Consider the following 19,058-nt stretch of genomic DNA (forward strand, 5'->3'; position numbering starts at 1 on the left):
GCGTACGCCGCTACTCGTCCCCATCCACGCTTCTCGCTCCGGCCAGTGTACGGCGCCGCACGGACAGCGGCCGACCGGTTTTGCGGGGGCCGCGGCGGGAGGCTTGCGAACACGTTTCATGACTCGAATGGTGCTGAACGTGCGTTCGATGTTCGGGGTGTCGGACTCGGCGGATTACCCGGCGGAGAGCTGGGCACAACGCATGAAGGCTTGCCGCGCGGGGCCAGGGGGGTGGACGAATCGGGCGGCGTGCCCCGTTGCCGCGGGACTCAAGTCGATTTATCGTCCCAGCACGATTCGCGTGCGTGATCACACAATGTGAAGGGGCCGCGGCCATGGTGGCGAAGAAGACCGCAACGAAGAAGACCGCGGCGAAGAGGGCGGTCGCTACGAAGACGGCTTCTTCGAAGAAGGTGACCGGGGAAGGGGCCGAGAGACCGGGGGCCGTCAAGAAGACGGTGGCCAAGGAGACAGTGGCCGAGGAGGCGGTGGCCAAGAAGAGCGCCGCGAAATCCACGGCGACGGAAAAGGCGGCGGCTGCGAAGGCCACGGCTACGAAGACGGCCGCTACAAAGACGGCCGCTACGAAGACGGTGACCACCAGGAAGACGACCGCTACGAAGGCGACGGCCGTTCCGAAGGCTACGGACACGAAGAAGACGGCTGTGAAGAAAGCGGCCGTGAAGAAGACCGTCGCCCCTGAGAGCACGTCGACGAAGAGCAGTCCTACGAAGAGCACCGCCAGCGCGAAAAGCGGTTCTACGAAGAGCCCTACGGGCACGAATCGCACTGCGGGAACCAAGGGCACGACCGGCACGAAGAAGAGCGCGGCCAAGAAGGCAAAGGCGGGCGCGGCGCAGGCCGCGGAGCAGACGGGAGCCACGACGGTGGTTGCGAAGAAGACTCCTGGCACGGCCACGGCGGCGAAGAGGGCCGTTCCGAAGGCGCGGGTCGCGGCGGTGCCCGGCGAGCTCGCGGTGCGCCCCGGCGAGGACCCCTGGACGCCCGAGGAGGTCGAGGAGGCCCGTACCGAGTTGCAGTCCGAGGCCGCGCGGCTCAGCGAGGAGATCACGTCCACCGAGCAGGCCCTCGCCGGTCTGATGCGGGACTCCGGGGACGGCGCGGGCGACGACGACGCCGACACCGGCACCAAGAACATCACGCGCGAGAGCGAGATGGCGCTGGCCGCCAACGCGCGCGAGATGCTGATCCAGACCGAGCGCGCCCTGGGGAAGCTGGACGCCGGCACCTACGGCCTGTGCGAGAACTGCGGCAACCCGATCGGCAAGGCCCGCATGCAGGCCTTCCCCCGGGCCACCCTGTGCGTCGAGTGCAAGCAGAAGCAGGAACGACGGTACTGACGCCGGTACTGAAGCCCCCGACAGGTGTGCCGTACCCTCATCCAGAGTTAGGCACCTAGGTCGAGGGACTCACGTGGCAGAGGCGGAGCGCATCATCGGTACGCCGGATACCCCAGAGGCGGCGGGGGCAGAGCCGGAGCAGGGTGACACCGCGTCGCCCCCCAGGGGGAAGCGCCGGATCGCCGTGCTGTTCGTGGTGGCCGCCTTCGCGTACACCCTCGACCTGGTCAGCAAGCTGCTCGTGGTCGCCAAGCTGGAGCACCACGCGCCGATCGAGGTCTTCGGGGACTGGCTGGAGTTCCACGCGATCCGCAACCCCGGCGCGGCCTTCGGGTTCGGCGCGGCCTTCACGGTCATCTTCACGATGATCGCGGCCGCCGTGATCGTGGTGATCGCCCGGCTGGCCCGCAAGCTCTACAGCCTGCCGTGGGCCATCGCGCTCGGGCTGCTGCTGGGCGGTGCGCTCGGCAACCTCACCGACCGGATCTTCCGTTCGCCCGGCATCTTCCAGGGCGAGGTCGTCGACTTCATCGCGCCCAAGGGCTTCGCCGTCTTCAACCTCGCCGACTCGGCGATCGTGTGCGGCGGCATCCTGATCGTGCTGCTCTCCTTCCGCGGCCTGGACCCGGACGGCACCGTCCACAAGGACTGAGCGCGGATCCACGAGGGCTGAGGGCGAGTCCGCGAGGCCTGAGCGCCCCGGCTCGGGTAAGGCGGTGTCGGACCCGTCCGGCATACTCGACCGGGTGAGCACAGTTCCCGAGATCCGAAACCTGCCCGTGCCCGACGGCCTGGAGGGCGAGCGTGTCGACGCCGCCATCTCCCGCATGTTCGGCTTCTCCCGTACGAAGGCCGCCGAGCTGGCCGCGGCGGGGAAGGTCACGGTCGACGGCTCGGTGGTCGGGAAGTCCGAGCGGGTGCACGGCGGGGCCTGGCTGGAGGTCGAGATGCCGCAGGCGCCCGCGCCCGTGCAGATCGTCGCCGAGCCCGTCGAGGGCATGGAGATCGTCTACGACGACGATGACGTGATCGTGATCGTCAAGCCGGTCGGTGTCGCCGCCCACCCCAGCCCCGGCTGGACCGGGACCACGGTCATCGGCGGGCTGGCCGCCGCCGGGTACCGCATCTCGACGTCCGGTGCCGCTGAGCGCCAGGGCATCGTGCACCGCCTCGACGTCGGCACGTCCGGCCTGATGGTCGTCGCGAAGTCGGAGCGGGCGTACACCTCCCTGAAGCGCCAGTTCAAGGAGCGCACGGTCGACAAGCGCTACCACACGCTGGTCCAGGGCCACCCCGACCCGACCAGCGGCACCATCGACGCCCCCATCGGCCGCCACCCGAACCACGACTACAAGTGGGCGGTCACCGCCGAGGGCAAGCCGTCCGTCACGCACTACGACCTCATCGAGGCGTTCCGCGCGGCCTCCCTGCTCGACGTGAAGCTGGAGACCGGCCGCACCCACCAGATCCGCGTACACATGGCGGCCCACCGCCACCCGTGCGTCGGCGACCTCACGTACGGCGCCGACCCGACGCTCTCCAAGCGGTTGCGCCTGACCCGCCAGTGGCTGCACGCCGTCCGGCTCGGCTTCGAGCACCCCGCCGACGGGCAGTGGGTCGAGTTCGAGAGCGGCTACCCGGACGACCTCCAGCAGGCCCTGGACCTGGTGCGCGAGGAGACGTACGCATGACTCCGGCGCCCTACGTGGTGCGCGTCGCCGAGGACCCGGCCGACCGTGAGGCCTGCTTCGCGGTGCGCAAGGAGGTCTTCGTCGTCGAGCAGGGCGTGCCCCAGGAGATCGAGTACGACGACCACGACGCCGTAGCGACGCATGTGCTCGCCGTGCGTGAGGACGGGGTGCCGCTCGGGACCGGGCGGCTGTTGTACGGCGAGGCGGCCGCGGCGAAGACCGGCGGGGATCCGACCGTGGGGTCCCTGGGGCGGCTGGCCGTCACCAAGGAGGCGCGGGGGCTCGGGGTCGGGGTCGAGCTGGTGCGGGCGATCGAGGACGCGGCACGCGCGCGTGGGCTGGCCGCCGTGGATCTGCATGCGCAGACGCATGCGCTGGGGTTCTACGAACGGCTCGGTTACGAGGCGTACGGGCCGGAATTTCCGGACGCTGGTATTTCTCATCGGGCGATGCGGCGCGCTCTGTAATTGGCTCCGCAACCGGCTCTATAACCAAGGGGCGTCGAAAGAGCTGGTCGGGCAGGTGGCGTGGCAGGCTGGGGCGTCCGCTGTGTGAACGTCGAGATCCCGCCGGAGCCCTGACCGTGGATCAATTGGCCCTGCTTTTCGTCCTGTTGCTCGGGGCCGTGGTGAGCGTCCCACTGGGGGACCGGTTCGGTCTGCCGGCGCCGGTGCTCATGACCCTCCTCGGGATAGTCCTCGCGGTGGCCGACTTCGTGCCGAACGTGAACGTCCCGCCCGACCTGATCCTGCCCCTGCTGCTGCCACCCCTGCTGTACGCGGCCGTACGGCGCACCTCCTGGCGGCAGTTCACGGCCAACATCCGGCCCATCTTCCTGCTGGCCGTGGCGCTGGTCTTCGTCACCACCCTCGCCGTGGCGGTCGTCGCCAGCGCGATCGTGCCGGGGCTGCCGATCGCGGCCGCCGTCGCGCTCGGTGCGCTGGTGGCGCCGCCCGACCCGGTCGCCGCGACCGCGGTCGCGGGGCAGCTCGGGCTGCCGCGGCGGCTGGTGTCGATCCTGGAGGGCGAGGGCCTCTTCAACGACGTGACGGCCATCGTGCTGTACCACGTCGCGATTGCCGCCGCTGTCAGCGGGAGCTTCGAGTTCTGGCGCGCCGGGCTCGACTTCGTGCTGTCCGCCGTCGTCGCCGTAGCGGTCGGAGTGGCCCTGGGATGGGCCACGAACAAGCTGATGTCCGCCCTCGACGACGCCACCCTCCAGATCGGGCTGACCCTCCTGGTGCCGTACGCCTCGTACGTCCTGGCCGACGAACTGCACGGCTCCGGGGTGCTCGCCGTGCTCACCACCGCGCTGTTCCTGGCGGAGTACTCCCTGGGCGCCGATGACGTGTTGACCCGGCTCGCAGGGGCGACCGTGTGGGATGTCGTGGACACGCTGGTCACCGGGGTCGCGTTCGGGCTCATCGGGCTCGAACTGCACAACGCGATCCGTACGGCGTCCGGGCGGTGGGGCGAGATGCTCGGCTGGGCCGGGGCGATCGTCGGGGTCGTGGTGGTCGTACGGCTGGCGTGGTTGCTGCCGGCGACCTGGCTGACGAAACGGCTGCACGCCAAGCGGGACTACGACGAGGAGATCCCGACGTCCTGGCGGGAGACCGTGATCATGTGGTGGGCTGGGATGCGCGGGGTGGCGTCCGTGGCGCTGGCGCTGGCGATTCCGCTGACCATGGACGACGGGTCGGCGTTCCCGGACCGGGACGAGATCGTGTTCATCGCGTTCGGGGTGATCATGGCGACGCTGGTGCTTCAGGGGCTCACCTTGCCGTGGCTGGTGAAGCGGCTCGGGGTGCGGGCCGACACCGACAGCGAGAAGGCGTTCGAGAAGGAACTGGCGGTGCGGGCGGCGAAGGCCGCGAAGCGGCGGCTGCGGGAGATCGAGGATGTCGAGGAACTGCCGGAGGAGGTGTCCGAGCAGTTGTTGCGGCGGGCGTTCGACATCGGGGTGCGGATCTCTCCCGAGGTGGGGGACGGGGAGCGGCGGGAGGCGTACGAGAAGCGGGTGAAGCGGGTGAAGCGGATGCGGCGGATCCAGGGGGAGATGATGAGCGCGGCTCGGCATGAGGTGTTGGCGGCGCGGAGCGAACCCGGGGCGGATCCGGAGATCGTGGACCGGGTGCTTCGGCATTTGGATGTGCGTAGCTTGAGGTGAGCCGTGTTGCCCACCCGCGTACCGCCCGTTCACCATGGGCTGGAAGGTGGACGTTTGTGGTGGGGGTGCTGCGCCGTTGGCGGCTGCGGGTTGAGATGTTTGCCCACCCGCGCACCGCCCGTTCACCGTGGGCTGGAGGGTGGGCGTTTGTCGCGGGGGCCGAGCGCCGTTGGCGGCTGCGGGTCGACATGCTTGCCCACCCGCGCGCCGCCCGTTTACGGGCGATTGAGGGGTGGACGTCTCCCGTGAGGGCTCGGCGCCGTTGGCGGCCACCGGACAAATTGGCTCGTGTTTGTCCTCGCCCTCTTTGTAGGCTCGTCCCATGGCTCGCAACGTTGTAATCAGTGGTGGTGGTACGGGAATTGGGCTCGCCGCGGCGCATGCCTTCGCGGGTGACGGGGATCGGGTGTTGCTCCTCGGCCGTCGGCGCGAGGTGTTGGAGAAGACCGGAGTGCCGGGGGCGCTGACGTACGCCGGGGATCTGAGTGAGCCCGAAGTCGTTCGCGGGGTCGGGCGGTTCGTCGCCGAGGAGTTCGGGACCGTGGATGTGCTGGTGCACGGCGCGGGCGGTACCGGGGCGTTGGAACCGGGGAGCGCGAGCGATGATCCGCTGGACCGCGTCGCGCACGACTGGACCGTCAACTTCCGCATCAACACCCTCAGCGCCGCGCTGCTCACCGAGGCGCTGAAGCCGCGGCTCGCGGAGCCGGGCGGGCGGGTGCTGTTCGTCAGTTCCATCGCCGCGTACCGGGGTTCGGGGAGCGGGGCGTACGGCGGGGCCAAGGCCGCGTTGCATCCGTACGCCTATGACCTGGCCCGGGATCTCGGCCCGCGCGGCATCACTGTGAACGTGGTCGCGCCCGGGTACATCGAGGACACCGAGTTCTTCGGGCCGCAGATCGATCCCGCCCGGCGTGAACGGCTCATCAACGACACGTCGACCGGGCGGGCCGGTACGCCAGGGGATGTCGCCGCGACCTTGCACTGGCTCGCGTCCCCGGCTGCCGGGCATGTGACTTCGCAGGTGATTCAGGTCAATGGCGGGGCTGAACGGGGGCGTTGAGGGGCGCGGACTTGCTCAGTCGTGGTCGGGTTCCGGTCGGTTTGTCGGTCGTCCGGTAACGGCTGCGGTGGGCGCGGGCGTTGGGGTGCTTGGTGTTGCCTGGCTGTGGCTGTGGCTGTAGCCGGGTCTCGGCCGTTTCGCAGGTTGTGCAGACCAATGGCGTTGTCCAGCGGGGGTGTTGAGGCGTCCGGACTCGCCGGCCCTGGTTCGGTCCGTGTCGTTCACGGGCGAGGGAGGGATTCTCGCCCGGCATGGGTGCTGCGGCCTTGGGCCGGCTGGTCTCGCCGACGGCTGGGCCCTGGTTGCCTCGCTGGTCGGCTGGGTTAACGGCGTTGCCAGGCGCGGGGATTGAGGCGCCGGGCACTGGCCTCGGCTCGGGATTGGGGGTTCGGGTCGGGGGAGGGTTCTCGCCGGGCATGGGCGTTGCGAGCTCGGTCCGGCTGGTCTCTCTGGCTGCCGGGGGCCGGTTGCTCGCTGGGTGTCCGGGGCAATGGTGGTGCTGGGCACGGGTGTTGGGGTACCCGGAGTTGCTCAGCCGTAGCCGGGTTCCGGTGCTCGGTAGTAACCAGTTCCAGGTCGCTTCACGGGTAGCCCAGTCCAACGGCGTTGCCCAACACGGGTGTTGGGGTGTTGAACCGGCCACCCACCAGCCGCGCCACGCCCCAACGGCAAACGCCCACCCCTCAACCGACGGTGAACAGGTGGGCGTGGGTGGGTAATTCAGCCGTGGCCGTCAGCCGACCGGCACGCCCCGCCCCGCCCAACCCCTCAGCCGACCGGCAGGCCCCGCCCCGCCCACCCCTCACCCCCGATTACCCCCCGGAGGCTCATGCGCCGCACGCCCGATGCCCCCACCCCCACCATTCGGTGACGGATCCTCCCCCGGGATCGGTGCCGCGTCCGCCGTGTTGACGCGGGGGAGCGCGTATGGGTGCTCCACGTACAGCCAGCGGATCATCTGTTCGCGGACGGTGACCCGTACCGTCCAGATGTCGTCCGCGTCCTTTGCCGTGACCAGGGCCCGGACTTCCATCGTGTTCGGGGTCGTGTCGGTGACGACGAGGCCGTAGCTGCGGCCGTCCCAAGCCGGGCAGGCGCGGAGGATTTCGCGGAGCTGGGTGCGCATCGCGTCCACCGGGGCCGAGTGGTCGACCTGGAAATAGACGATGCCGGTCATTTGGGGGGTGCCGCGGGACCAGTTCTCGAAGGGCTTGGACGTGAAGTACGACACCGGCATGGTGATCCGGCGTTCGTCCCAGGTGCGGACCGTGAGGAAGGTGAGGGTGATCTCCTCGATCGTGCCCCACTCGCCGTCCACCACCACCGTGTCCCCGATGCGGACCATGTCGCCGAAGGCGATCTGGAGTCCCGCGAAGAGGTTGGCGAGCGTGGACTGGGCAGCGACACCGGCGACGATGCCCAGGACGCCCGCCGAGGCCAGCAGGGACGCGCCGGCCGCCCGCATCGCGGGGAACGTCAGCAGCATCGCGGCGACCGCAACCACGCCGACGATCGCGGCCACCACCCGCGTGATCAGCGTCACCTGGGTCCGGACCCGGCGGACCCGGGCCGCGTCGCGGGAGGCGCGGGCGTAGCGCGCGTACGACGACTCCACGATCGCCGCCGCAACCCGGATCATCAGCCACGCGGTGGCGCCGATCAGCACCAGGGTCAGGGTCTGGCCGATGCCGATCCGGTGTTCCTCCAGCAGTTGTGCCTGGTCGTAGGAGGCTCTGAGGAAGGCCGCGCAGAGGACGAGCTGGTACGGGACCCGGCCTCGGCGCAGCAGGCCCCACAGCGTGGTGTCGTCGTGCCGGGCGTCCGCCTTGCGCAGCAGCAGGTCGGTGACCCAGCCGATGAGCAGCGTGAGGACGACGGAGCCGCCGATGACGATCAGCGGGCGCAGTACGTTCTCCATGTGTCCGACCGTACTGGCACGATGGCTTCATGAACATCATGCTCTTCCACTCCACGTACGGTCTCCGGCCGGCGGTGCGTGACGCCGCCGAGCGGCTGCGCGCGGCGGGCCACGAGGTGTGGACCCCGGACCTCTTCGAGGGGCGTACGTTCGAGACGGTCGAGGAGGGCATGACCTTCAACGACGGGATCGGCAAGGACGAGCTGCTGAAGCGGGCCGTGCTGGCCGCCGCCCCCTACTCCGAGCGCGGGCTCGTCTACGCCGGGTTCTCGCTCGGCGCCTCCGTCGCGCAGACCCTCGCCCTCGGCGACGAGAAGGCGCTGGGGCTGCTCCTCCTGCACGGCACCTCGGACATCGCGGCCAACGCCTCCGTCGACGACCTGCCGGTGCAACTGCACGTCGCCGAGCCCGACCAGTTCGAGACCGACGACTGGCTCAGCTCCTGGTATCTCCAGATGGGCAGGGCGGGCGCCGACGTCGAGATCTACCGGTACGCCGGGGCCGGCCACCTGTACACCGACCCCGACCTCCCGGACTACGACGAGGAGGCCGCCGAGGCCACCTGGCGGGTGGCCCTCGGTTTCCTGGAGACCCTCTAAAAGCCTTGCCTGTGCCGGTAAAAGGCCTTACCTACACCGGGTCGTACGTCCGCTCCACCTTCTGCGTGCCGCTCCGCGTCCGGTACGACCGCTCCCAGGACGAGGTCGCGGTCGCCGACGTGCGGTCGGACAGGACGTAGTAGTCCATCTGTGCCCGGTCGGCCGTGATGTCCAGGACGCCGTAGCCGTGGCGGTCCGTGTCGACCCAGTGGACGTGCCGGTTGGCGAGCTGGATGACCGGTGCGGCGAGCGCGGAGACCGTGCCCTCGGGGACCTTCACGATGTCGTCGAGGTTGTCGGAGGTGACGGACGTGATCACGAACTCCGTTGCCGCAGAGGGCGAGAGCGGGTAAGTGCCTGCGTCCACCGGTACGTCGTTGGCCCAGGACATGTGGATGTCGCCGGTGAGGAAGACCGTGTTGCCGATGGCGTTCGAGCGCAGGTGGGCGAGGAGTTCACGGCGGTCGTCGGTGTAGCCGTCCCACTGGTCGGTGTTGACGGCGAGCCCCTCCTGCGGCAGGTCCAGCAGCTTGGCGAGCGGTTTCAACAGGTCGGCGGAGAGCGCGCCGACGACGAACGGCGCGATCATCACCGAGTTGCCGACCAGCCGCCACTTGGTGTCCGACGCCTTCAACCCGGCCTTCAGCCAGTCGAGTTGGGCGCGGCCCGTGATCGTACGGTCCGGGTCGTCGACCGAACCGCTGCCCGAACTCGCCTGCTGCGAACGGAAGGAGCGCAGGTCGAGGAGCGAGAGGTCCGCCAGCTTGCCGAAGCGCAGGCGGCGGTAGGTGGTGCCCGCGATCGCCGGGCGTACCGGCATCCACTCGAAGTACGCCTGTTTCGCGGCCGCTTGACGGGCCGTCCAAGTGCCTTCGGCGCCCTCGGTGTGGTTGACCGCGCCGCCGGACCAGGCGTTGTCCGCGAACTCGTGGTCGTCCCAGATCGCGATGACCGGTGCTTTGGTGTGCAGCGCCTGGAGGTCCGGGTCGGTCTTGTACTTGCCGTGCCGGGTGCGGTAGTCGGCGAGCGTGATGATCTCGTTCAGGGGCGCGTGCGGCCGTACGACCGTGCCTCGCGCCGCGTACTCGCCCGACTTGTACTCGTAGATGTAGTCGCCGAGATGGAGCCAGGCGTCCAGGTCGTTGCGGGCCGCGAGGTGGCGGTACGACGAGAAGTAGCCCGCCTCCCAGTTGGCGCAGGTGACGACGCCGAAGCGCAGGCCGGTCACGGTCGCGTCCGCCGCCGGCGCGGTGCGGGTGCGCGCCGCCGGGGAGTCGGTGCCGTCGGCCGAGAAGCGGAACCAGTAGTCGGTGGCCGGGGCCAGGCCGCGGATGTCGGCCTTGACGGTGTGGTCGGAGGCGGTCGTCGCGGTGAGGGAGCCCCTGGAGACGACGTTCGTGAACGCCTTGTCGGTGGCCACGGTCCAGCTCACCTCGGTGTCCGGGCCGAGCCCCGAGCCGGGGACCGCCTCGGCGGTGGGCGTCACCCGGGTCCACAGCAGGACGCCGTCCGGGAGCGGGTCTCCGGAGGCGACGCCGTGCAGGAAGGAGGGGGTGTCGGTGGCGGCCTTGGCGGGCAGCGCTGCGAGCAGCGGGCCGGTCAGGACGGCGGTGGCGGCCGCGGCCTTGACGACCGTACGGCGGCGCGGGGAGGGCGAGTTGACGCTCTCGGGTGCTCTGTATCGACTGGTCACGAGCGAATAGGTTACTGACCGGTATTAACGAGAGCGGGCGAACTCGTAAAAGTTCGCCCGCTCTTCGGCTGCGCGTCTTACAACAGCGTCTTACAAGGCTCAGGCCTTGAGGGCCGCCGTGATCGCCGTGGTGAAGTCGGCCACCGACATCGGCGCGTTCGTGCCGTCCGAGCCGGTCAGCGTCTTGCCGTCCATCTTCAGGGTCGGCGTGCCGGTCACCCCGCTCTTGTCGAACGTCGCCGACATGTCCAGCGCCCACTTGTCGTAGGTGCCGGCCTTCACGGCCTTCTGGAAGGCCGCGTTGTTCTTCAGGGCGGAGACCGTGTTCGCGACCTTGATCAGGTACGCGTCGTCCTTGAACTTGTCGGTCGTCTCGTCCGGGTGGTACTTCGTCGAGTACAGCGCGGTCTTGTACTCAAGGAACGCCTCGGGGCTGACGTTCAGCGCGGCGCCCATGGCGCTCAGCGCGTTCTTGGAGCCCTCGCCGTTGTCCTTGTTGTCGATGAACGTGGCACCGACGTACTGGATCTTGAACTTGCCGGCGTCGAAGTCGCTCTTCACGGTCGAGCCGACGGTCTGCTCGAACTGGGCGCAGATCGGGCAGCGCGGGTCCTCGTACATGACCAGGGTCTTCTTGGCGGTGCTCTTGCCGAGGACGACCGTCGTGCCGTTGGTGCCGGTGGTGTTGGCCGGCTTGACGAGCTTGTCGTCCTTCGCCGACTCCCAGTAGCCGGGCTTGTTGTTCTGTACGACCGCGTAGCCGATGCCGCCGGCTATCGCGAGGACCGCGACGACCGAACCGGCGACTATGAGTTGCCGCCTGACCTTGGCGCGCTTGGCCTGCTTCTCGCGCTCGGCGCGCAGCCGCTCACGGGCCTGCGTCTTGGCCGCCGCGCTGTTCCGCTTGCTCATGTTGGTGATCTCCATATGGGACGCGTACACGTCGTACGCGGAATACGTGTGGGGGACTGATGTGTGCTCAGGTACCTGTGGGGTGTTTCAGACCGCGGGCAGGACCGAGCACGGCGGTCCACGCCGTCCCAGGGAGTGCACCAGCAGCCGCTCACGGGCGGTGGCCGTGCGGTGCGCGGTGCGCGGCAGCCGGCGGACCGGCGCGGTGCGTCGGGCCGACACCGCGGCGACGGCCAGCAGCAGCGGGCGGAAGCCCACCGCCGTTGCCGCGCGCAGCAGTTCGGCCACGGCGCGCTCGCCGCGGCGCAGATAGGCGGCGGCCAGCAGGCCCACGCCGATGTGCGCGCCGAGCAGCAGCCAGGCGGCGGTGGCGTCGGTGTGCGCGAGCAGCGCCGCCGCCTGATGGGGATCGTCGGTCATCCGGGCCAGCGAGGTGCCCACACCGCCGCCGCTGCACAGCACGTCCAGGCCGACCGCGCGCAGCGGTCCGGCGACCGGGCCGCCCGCCCTGCCGTAGCAGGCGTGCTGGCCGGTGGTGAAGACCGTGTCGGCGGCCAGCTCCAGCGGGATCAGCAGTGCGGCGATCCGGCCGAAGCCGCGCTCTCGGCCCGCGAGCGCGTAGGCGATCACGAACACGGTGGCGGCGATCGCCGCCACCGTGCCGAGCGGCAGCGGGACCCGGGACAGCAGCACGTGCGACGCGGTGCTGAGCGTCACGACCAGTGCCGTGAACAGCGCCGCGCGTACGGCCCTGAGCTGGATCCCGGATATGTCCATAGCGGAGGAGAGTCTGTCATGTGCTCCGGTAAGGGACCCCTAAAGGGTTCCTGTGAGCGTACGGATGGTTACAGACCCGGAATCCGGCCGTTGCGGAACAGGTCGACGAAGGTCTGGTGGTCGGCACGCGCGCGTGCGCCGTAGCTGTGCGCGAAGTCGACGAGCACGCCCGCGAAGCCGTCCTCGTCGGCCGCGATCGCCGCGTCGATGGCCCGCTCCGTGGAGAACGGCACCAGGGACTCGCCGGACTGGTCGTCGGCCGCCGCGTGCATCGTGGCCGTGGCCCGCCCGAGGTCGGCGACGACGGCGGCGATCTCCTCCGGGTCGTCGATGTCGCTCCAGTCCAGGTCCACCGCGTACGGCGAGACCTCGGCGACCAACTGCCCGGTCCCGCCCAGCTCGGTCCAGCCCAGCCACGGGTCCGCGTGCGCCTGGAGGGCGCGCTGGGAGATCACCGTGCGGTGGCCCTCGTGCTGGAAGTAGTCCCGGATCGCCGAGTCCGTGATGTGCCGCGAGACGGCCGGTGTCTGGGCCTGCTTGATGTAGATCACCACATCGTTCTCCAGGGCGTCGCTGTTGCCCTCCAGAAGGATGTTGTACGACGGCAGTCCGGCCGAGCCGATGCCGATGCCCCGGCGGCCGACGACGTCCTTGACGCGGTAGGAGTCGGGGTGGTCCAGGGAGGACTCGGGAAGCGTCTCCAGGTAGCCGTCGAAGGCCGCGAGGACCTTGTAGCGGGTCGCCGCGTCCAGTTCGATGGAGCCGCCGCCCGGCGCGAACCGGCGCTCGAAGTCGCGGATCTCGGTCATCGAGTCCAGCAGCTCGAAGCGGGTCAGCGAGCGGGCGGTGCGCAGTGCGCCCAGGAGCGGGCCGTCGGCCGTGTCCAGCGTGAACGGCGGCACCTCGTCGCTCTTCGCGCCGGTCGCCAGCGCGTGCACCCGCTCGCGGTACGCGCCCGCGTAGACCTGCACCAGCTCGGTGATCTGCTCGTCACTGAGCGCCTTCGCGTACCCGATCAGCGCGACGGAGGCGGCGAAGCGCTTGAGGTCCCAGGTGAACGGGCCGACGTAGGCCTCGTCGAAGTCGTTGACGTTGAAGACCAGCCGGCCGTTCGAGTCCATGTAGGTGCCGAAGTTCTCTGCGTGCAGGTCGCCGTGGATCCACACGCGCGAGGTGCGGTCGTCCAGGTACGGGCCGCCCCGCTTCTCCGCGTCGAGGTCGTGGTAGAAGAGGCACGCCGTGCCCCGGTAGAACGCGAACGCCGAAGCTGCCATCTTCCGGAACTTCACGCGGAACGCGGCCGGGTCGGCGGCCAGGAGCTCGCCGAAGGCGGTGTCGAAGACGGCAAGGATCTCCTCGCCGCGGTGCTCGTCGTTGAGCTGCGGAACCGACATCGCTCTGTGCCTCCTGGTACGGGTGGTGCGTGACATGTGACGGGTCTGTCGTCACTTTCCAACGCTTGAAGGTACGTGGGAGTGCCCGCCGTGTGTCAGTGGCGAGGCATAGGATTCGGTCTCGTCCCCCCAGACCGCCCGCTGTCTGTTGTCGACTGTTTCCCCTGGAGGCCAAGCCGTGTCAAAGCCGCCGTTCACGCACCTGCACGTCCACACCCAGTACTCGCTCCTGGACGGTGCCGCGCGGCTGAAGGACATGTTCGACGCGTGCAACGAGATGGGCATGAGCCATATCGCCATGTCCGACCACGGCAACCTGCACGGGGCCTACGACTTCTTCCACACGGCGAAGAAGGCGGGCGTCACACCGATCATCGGCATCGAGGCGTACGTCGCCCCCGAGTCGCGGCGCAACAAGCGCAAGATCCAGTGGGGCCAGCCGCACCAGAAGCGCGACGACGTCTCCGGCTCCGGTGGTTACACCCACAAGACGATCTGGGCGGCCAACAGGACGGGCCTGCACAACCTCTTCAAGCTGTCCTCGGACGCGTACGCCGAGGGCTGGCTGCAGAAGTGGCCGCGCATGGACAAGGAGACCATCTCCCAGTGGTCCGAGGGTCTCATCGCCTCCACCGGCTGCCCCTCGGGCGAGCTCCAGACCCGGCTGCGCCTGGGCCAGCCCGAAGAGGCGCTGAAAGCCGCCGCCGAGTACCAGGACATCTTCGGCAAGGACCGGTACTTCCTGGAGCTGATGGACCACGGCATCGAGATCGAACGCCGGGTCCGTGACGGCCTGTTGGACATCGGCAAGAAGCTCGGCATCCCGCCCCTGGTGACGAACGACTCGCACTACACGTACGCGCACGAGTCGGTCGCGCACGACGCCCTGCTCTGCATCCAGACCGGCAAGAACCTCTCCGACCCGGACCGCTTCCGGTTCGACGGCACCGGCTACTACCTGAAGTCCACCGACGAGATGTACGCCGTGGACTCCTCGGACGCCTGGCAGGAGGGCTGCCGCAACACCCTCCTGGTCGCCGAACAGATCGACACCTCCGGCATGTTCGAGGCGAAGAACCTCATGCCGAAGTTCGATATTCCGGACGGCTACACGGAGATCACCTGGTTCAAGGAGGAGGTCCGGCGCGGTATGGAGCGCCGCTTCCCGGGCGGCATCCCCGACGACCGCCAGAAGCAGGCGGACTACGAGATGGACGTCATCATCCAGATGGGGTTCCCGGGCTACTTCCTTGTCGTCGCCGACTTCATCATGTGGGCGAAGAACAACGGCATCGCGGTCGGCCCCGGCCGTGGTTCCGCGGCCGGTTCGATCGTCGCGTACGCCATGGGCATCACCGACCTCGACCCGATCCCGCACGGCCTGATCTTCGAGCGGTTCCTCAACCCCGAGCGCGTCTCCATGCCCGATGTCGACATCGACTTCGACGAGCGTCGGCGCGTCGAGGTGATCCGGTACGTGACGGAGAAGTACGGCGCCGACAAGGTCGCCATGATCGGCACCTACGGCAAGATCAAGGCCAAGAACGCCATCAAGGACTCCGCGCGCGTGCTGGGCTACCCGTACGCGATGGGCGACCGGCTCACCAAGGCGATGCCCGCCGACGTCCTCGGCAAGGGCATCGACCTCTCCGGCATCACCGATCCCAAGCACCCCCGCTACGGCGAGGCGGGCGAGATCCGCGGGATGTACGAGAACGAACCGGACGTCAAGAAGGTCATCGACACCGCCAAGGGCGTCGAGGGCCTGGTCCGGCAGATGGGCGTGCACGCGGCCGGCGTCATCATGTCCAGCGAGCCCATCGTCGACCACGCACCGGTGTGGGTGCGCCACACCGACGGCGTGACCATCACGCAGTGGGACTACCCGCAGTGCGAGTCGCTCGGCCTGCTGAAGATGGACTTCCTCGGCCTGCGCAACCTCACGATCATGGACGACGCCATCAAGATGGTGAAGTCCAACAAGGGCATCGACCTGGAGATGCTCGCCCTCCCGCTGGACGACCCCAAGACCTTCGAACTCCTCTGCCGTGGCGACACGTTGGGCGTCTTCCAGTTCGACGGCGGCCCGATGCGCTCCCTGCTGCGCCAGATGCAGCCCGACAACTTCGAGGACATCTCCGCCGTCTCGGCCCTGTACCGGCCCGGCCCGATGGGCATGAACTCGCACATCAACTACGCCGAGCGCAAGAACAAGCGCCAGGAGATCACCCCGATCCACAAGGAGCTGGAGGAGCCCCTTGAGGAGGTCCTCGCGGTGACCTACGGCCTGATCGTGTACCAGGAGCAGGTGCAGAAGGCCGCCCAGATCGTCGCCGGGTACTCGCTCGGCGAGGCCGACATCCTGCGCCGCGTGATGGGCAAGAAGAAGGCCGACGAGCTGGCGAAGAACTTCACCATCTTCCAGGCCGGCGCCCAGAAGAACGGCTACAGCGACGCGGCGATCCAGGGCCTGTGGGACGTCCTGGTCCCCTTCGCCGGCTACGCCTTCAACAAGGCGCACTCCGCCGCGTACGGCCTGGTCTCGTACTGGACCGCCTACCTGAAGGCCAACTACCCGGCCGAGTACATGGCGGCGCTGCTCACCTCGGTCAAGGACGACAAGGACAAGTCCGCGATCTACCTCAACGAGTGCCGCCGCATGAAGATCAAGGTGCTCCCGCCGAACGTCAACGAGTCGGTGCACAACTTCGCCGCCCAGGGCGACGACGTGATCCTCTTCGGCCTGGAGGCCGTGCGCAACGTCGGCACGAACGTGGTCGACTCGATCATCAGGTCCCGCAAGGCGAAGGGGAAGTACGGCTCCTTCCCCGACTACCTGGACAAGGTCGAGGCCACCGCCTGCAACAAGCGGACCACCGAATCCCTCATCAAGGCCGGTGCGTTCGACACCCTGGGGCACACCCGCAAGGGCCTCACCGCGCACTTCGAGCCGATGATCGACAACGTGGTGGCGGTCAAGCGCAAGGAGGCCGAGGGGCAGTTCGACCTCTTCGGGGGCATGGGCGAGGAGGACACCAGCGAGCCCGGCTTCGGACTCGACGTGGAGTTCACCACCGATGAGTGGGAGAAGACGTATCTCCTCGCGCAGGAGCGGGAGATGCTCGGTCTGTACGTCTCCGACCACCCGCTCTTCGGCCTGGAGCACGTGCTGTCCGACAAGGCCGACGCGGGCATCGCCCAGCTCACCGGAGGTGAGCACGGGGACGGCGCGGTCGTCACCATCGGCGGCATCATCTCGGGCCTCCAGCGCAAGATGACCAAGCAGGGCAACGCCTGGGCGATCGCCACCGTCGAGGACCTCGCCGGCTCCATCGAGTGCATGTTCTTCCCGGCGTCCTACCAGCTGGTGTCGACCCAACTCGTCGAGGACACCATCGTGTTCGTCAAGGGCCGCCTCGACAAGCGCGAGGACGTGCCGCGCCTGGTCGCGATGGAGATGCAGGTCCCGGACGTGTCGAACGTGGGCACCAACGCGCCCGTGATCCTCACCATCCCGGCCACCAGGGTCACTCCGCCCATGATCAGCAGGCTCGGTGAGATCCTCAGCCATCACCGGGGCGACAGCGAGGTCCGCATCAGGCTCCAGGGCCCGACCAAGACCACGATCCTGCGCCTGGACAAGCACCGGGTGAAGCCCGACCCGGCACTGTTCGGCGACTTGAAGGTGCTGCTCGGCGCGGCCTGCCTGGCGGGCTGAGCAACAGACACGCAGAGAAGCGACTGAGGGGCGCATCCGCCAACGGATGCGCCCCTCAGTCGTTCAACAACCCTTGAAGCAGGCCTCAGTTGTGGCCGAAGCGCTTCTGCTTGCCCTTGCGGGCCATGTCGCCGGGTGTCACCTGGGATATGCGCTGCTCGGCCTGTGCCTCCATCGAGGACGACGTGGCCTGTTCCTGGGCGCGCTCCGACTGCGGCTGCTTACGGTCACGGTTCTTGTTCTTGGCCATGGTTCTCTGCCTCCTGAGGGGGATCTAGGGGCCAGGGCCGCGACCAGATTCACATAGGCTGACGAAGAACGCATTTCGGATAATTACCGTGTGTGACATGGTTGGTACGAGAGAGAAGCCCCGAAACGCCACGCCGAAGATCGAGTTCGGGCCGTTAACCCCTGCGCGGTCGGGCAGACTCGAAGCAAGCCCGAAGCAAACCGACCGGGAAGAGGGTGAGTCGCGTGGACCGCTGCATCGTCCTGGTGGACGCCGGGTATCTGCTGGGGGCGGCGGCAAGTCTCCTCGCCGGAGAGCCCTCGCGTTCCCGTATCACCGTCGATCACGCCGCCCTCATCCAGGGTTTGCGCGAGCGAGCCGAGTCCGACACGGAACGCCCCCTGCTGCGCATCTACTGGTTCGACGGCGCCCCCGACCGCGTCCCGCAGCCCGAGCACCGCAGGCTGCGCGTGATGCCCCGCGTCACCGTCCGCCTCGGCGCCCTGACCCGCAGCGACGGCCGCTGGGCGCAGAAGGGCGTCGACGCCGCCATGCACGCCGAGCTGACCGAGCTGGCCCGCAACCGCGCCTGCTCCGACGTCGTGCTCGTCACCGGTGACGGCGATCTGCTGCCGGGCATGATGGCCGCCAAGGAGCACGGCGTCGCCGTACACCTGTGGGCCGTGCAGGCCGCGGACGGGGACTACAACCAGTCCGAGGACCTGGTCGCCGAGGCCGACGAGCGGCGGGTGCTGGACCGGACCTGGATCACCAAGGCCGTACGGGCGAAGGATCTCGGCGGGGTGTGCGCGCCGCCGCCCGTGCCGCGGCCGGAGATCGCCGCGATCCTGTCCGCGCCGCTGCCCGAGTCCGCGCCGGCCGCGCGCGAGCGGTCGGCCGAGGAGAGCGAGCACGCGGCGGCCGAGGCGGGTTCGGAGAACGGTTCGCAGGAGCGGGTGCCCGCGCACAAGGGCGTGCCCACCCCGAAGGACCTGGCGAGCCTGAAGGCCCCGGGTGCCGCCGCCCCCGCGCAGCAGCCCGCGAGCGCGACCCTGCGCTGGTCCTCCGACAAAGGGTGGGTCGACCGGCCGGGCGGCGCCGCCGAGCCGCCCGAGGTCGCCTCGATGCCGACGCTGGCGCAGCTGACCACCGCCGAGCAGCGCTGGGCCGACCGCGAGGAGGACATCACCACGGTCGGCGGCGACCCGTACGAGGTGGGCCAGGTCTTCGCCCGCCGCTGGATGGGCCGCCTCGGCGACCACGGCAGCCACCTGCAGAAACTGTCCGGGATGTACCCGCGCGTCCCGCACCGCATCGACGGCGAACTGCTGCGCTACGCCGCCCGGTTCGGCCTCCTCGCGCACAAGGACGACCAGATCGACGAGCACGACCGGTACGCGATCCGGGCCGGTTTCTGGCGCGAGATCGACGTACGGACGGCGGCCGAGCACGCCCCTGCCGGAGAGTGAGCGGAGCCGGCCGGTCCGGTTGCCGGGCGGCCTCGCGGCGGGACGGCTTTACCGACGAATGTGC

The 19,058-nt window shown here is 69.1% G+C and carries 15 protein-coding genes; 9 read left to right on the forward strand and 6 right to left on the reverse strand.

All coding sequences use genetic code 11. The features are described 5' to 3' along the window. Positions 1-335: 335 nt before the first annotated feature. From OG194_RS34880 to OG194_RS34905, 6 genes are all read left to right on the forward strand, one after another. Positions 336-1,361, forward strand: a complete 1,026-nt coding sequence (locus OG194_RS34880; protein ID WP_327404743.1) for a TraR/DksA family transcriptional regulator — start codon at positions 336-338, stop codon at positions 1,359-1,361. A gap of 73 nt (positions 1,362-1,434) precedes the next feature. Beyond that, positions 1,435-2,013 carry a signal peptidase II gene (lspA, locus tag OG194_RS34885; protein ID WP_327404744.1) on the forward strand — a complete coding sequence of 193 codons (579 nt, stop codon included), beginning with the start codon at positions 1,435-1,437 and terminating at the stop codon, positions 2,011-2,013. A gap of 94 nt (positions 2,014-2,107) precedes the next feature. Further along, entirely contained in the window at positions 2,108-3,052 is a 945-nt protein-coding gene (locus OG194_RS34890) for an RluA family pseudouridine synthase (protein WP_327404745.1), read from the forward strand. Beyond that, entirely contained in the window at positions 3,049-3,519 is a 471-nt protein-coding gene (locus OG194_RS34895; protein WP_327404746.1) for a GNAT family N-acetyltransferase, read from the forward strand. Before OG194_RS34890 ends, OG194_RS34895 begins: the two co-directional genes overlap by 4 nt. 116 nt (positions 3,520-3,635) lie before the next feature. Further along, the gene (locus OG194_RS34900) at positions 3,636-5,222 is read left to right on the forward strand and encodes a Na+/H+ antiporter (protein WP_327404747.1); all 1,587 of its coding nucleotides are present in this window, start codon (positions 3,636-3,638) and stop codon (positions 5,220-5,222) included. A gap of 322 nt (positions 5,223-5,544) precedes the next feature. After that, positions 5,545-6,285: an SDR family NAD(P)-dependent oxidoreductase gene (locus OG194_RS34905; RefSeq protein ID WP_327404748.1), complete on the forward strand. Its 741-nt coding sequence runs from the start codon at positions 5,545-5,547 to the stop codon at positions 6,283-6,285. Between the two features lie 802 nt (positions 6,286-7,087). On the opposite strand, the gene OG194_RS34910 is transcribed toward OG194_RS34905, so the two are convergent. Then, positions 7,088-8,203, reverse strand: coding sequence for a mechanosensitive ion channel family protein (locus OG194_RS34910; protein WP_327404749.1), 1,116 nt, complete (start codon positions 8,201-8,203; stop codon positions 7,088-7,090). 29 nt (positions 8,204-8,232) lie between these two features. Here OG194_RS34910 and OG194_RS34915 point away from each other — a divergent pair, with 29 nt between their 5' ends. Further along, complete coding sequence (locus OG194_RS34915; protein ID WP_327404750.1) at positions 8,233-8,802, forward strand: dienelactone hydrolase family protein; 570 nt, start codon at positions 8,233-8,235, stop codon at positions 8,800-8,802. Positions 8,803-8,833: 31 nt separating this feature from the next. Here the strand turns inward: OG194_RS34915 and OG194_RS34920 are convergent, their stop codons facing one another. The 4 genes from OG194_RS34920 to OG194_RS34935 form a co-directional block, all read right to left on the reverse strand. Next, positions 8,834-10,495 (reverse strand): alkaline phosphatase D family protein, encoded by a 1,662-nt coding sequence (locus OG194_RS34920; protein ID WP_327404751.1) that lies wholly within the window; start codon positions 10,493-10,495, stop codon positions 8,834-8,836. 99 nt (positions 10,496-10,594) lie between these two features. Further along, positions 10,595-11,407 carry a thioredoxin domain-containing protein gene (locus OG194_RS34925; protein WP_327404752.1) on the reverse strand — a complete coding sequence of 271 codons (813 nt, stop codon included), beginning with the start codon at positions 11,405-11,407 and terminating at the stop codon, positions 10,595-10,597. A gap of 87 nt (positions 11,408-11,494) precedes the next feature. Continuing rightward, positions 11,495-12,184, reverse strand: a complete 690-nt coding sequence (locus OG194_RS34930) for a hypothetical protein (RefSeq protein WP_327404753.1) — start codon at positions 12,182-12,184, stop codon at positions 11,495-11,497. 68 nt (positions 12,185-12,252) lie between these two features. Next, positions 12,253-13,578: a DUF2252 domain-containing protein gene (locus OG194_RS34935; protein WP_327404754.1), complete on the reverse strand. Its 1,326-nt coding sequence runs from the start codon at positions 13,576-13,578 to the stop codon at positions 12,253-12,255. A 178-nt stretch (positions 13,579-13,756) separates the two neighbouring features. Between OG194_RS34935 and dnaE the strand changes: the two genes are divergently transcribed. Continuing rightward, a complete protein-coding gene (gene dnaE, locus OG194_RS34940; RefSeq protein ID WP_327404755.1) occupies positions 13,757-17,296 on the forward strand; it encodes a DNA polymerase III subunit alpha in 3,540 nt (1,179 codons plus the stop codon). Positions 17,297-17,381: 85 nt separating this feature from the next. Here the strand turns inward: dnaE and OG194_RS34945 are convergent, their stop codons facing one another. Then, positions 17,382-17,546: a hypothetical protein gene (locus OG194_RS34945; protein ID WP_019062300.1), complete on the reverse strand. Its 165-nt coding sequence runs from the start codon at positions 17,544-17,546 to the stop codon at positions 17,382-17,384. Positions 17,547-17,770: 224 nt separating this feature from the next. Here OG194_RS34945 and OG194_RS34950 point away from each other — a divergent pair, with 224 nt between their 5' ends. Further along, on the forward strand, positions 17,771-18,994 hold the full coding sequence (locus OG194_RS34950; protein WP_327404756.1) for an NYN domain-containing protein: 1,224 nt from the start codon (positions 17,771-17,773) through the stop codon (positions 18,992-18,994). The last annotated feature ends 64 nt before the right edge of the window (positions 18,995-19,058 follow it).

Origin of the sequence: Streptomyces sp. NBC_01288 (assembly GCF_035982055.1) — a bacterium.
In the GTDB taxonomy this organism is placed as follows: domain Bacteria; phylum Actinomycetota; class Actinomycetes; order Streptomycetales; family Streptomycetaceae; genus Streptomyces.

Excerpts from the sequence above, each read along its gene's own strand:
- OG194_RS34880 (WP_327404743.1), top strand. The coding sequence starts at position 336 with ATGGTGGCGAAGAAGACCGCAACGAAGAAGACCGCGGCGAAGAGGGCG.
- OG194_RS34895 (WP_327404746.1), top strand. The coding sequence starts at position 3,049 with ATGACTCCGGCGCCCTACGTGGTGCGCGTCGCCGAGGACCCGGCCGAC.
- OG194_RS34905 (WP_327404748.1), top strand. The coding sequence starts at position 5,545 with ATGGCTCGCAACGTTGTAATCAGTGGTGGTGGTACGGGAATTGGGCTC.
- OG194_RS34910 (WP_327404749.1), bottom strand. The coding sequence starts at position 8,203 with ATGGAGAACGTACTGCGCCCGCTGATCGTCATCGGCGGCTCCGTCGTC.
- OG194_RS34915 (WP_327404750.1), top strand. The coding sequence starts at position 8,233 with ATGAACATCATGCTCTTCCACTCCACGTACGGTCTCCGGCCGGCGGTG.
- OG194_RS34925 (WP_327404752.1), bottom strand. The coding sequence starts at position 11,407 with ATGAGCAAGCGGAACAGCGCGGCGGCCAAGACGCAGGCCCGTGAGCGG.
- OG194_RS34930 (WP_327404753.1), bottom strand. The coding sequence starts at position 12,184 with ATGGACATATCCGGGATCCAGCTCAGGGCCGTACGCGCGGCGCTGTTC.
- OG194_RS34935 (WP_327404754.1), bottom strand. The coding sequence starts at position 13,578 with ATGTCGGTTCCGCAGCTCAACGACGAGCACCGCGGCGAGGAGATCCTT.
- OG194_RS34945 (WP_019062300.1), bottom strand. The coding sequence starts at position 17,546 with ATGGCCAAGAACAAGAACCGTGACCGTAAGCAGCCGCAGTCGGAGCGC.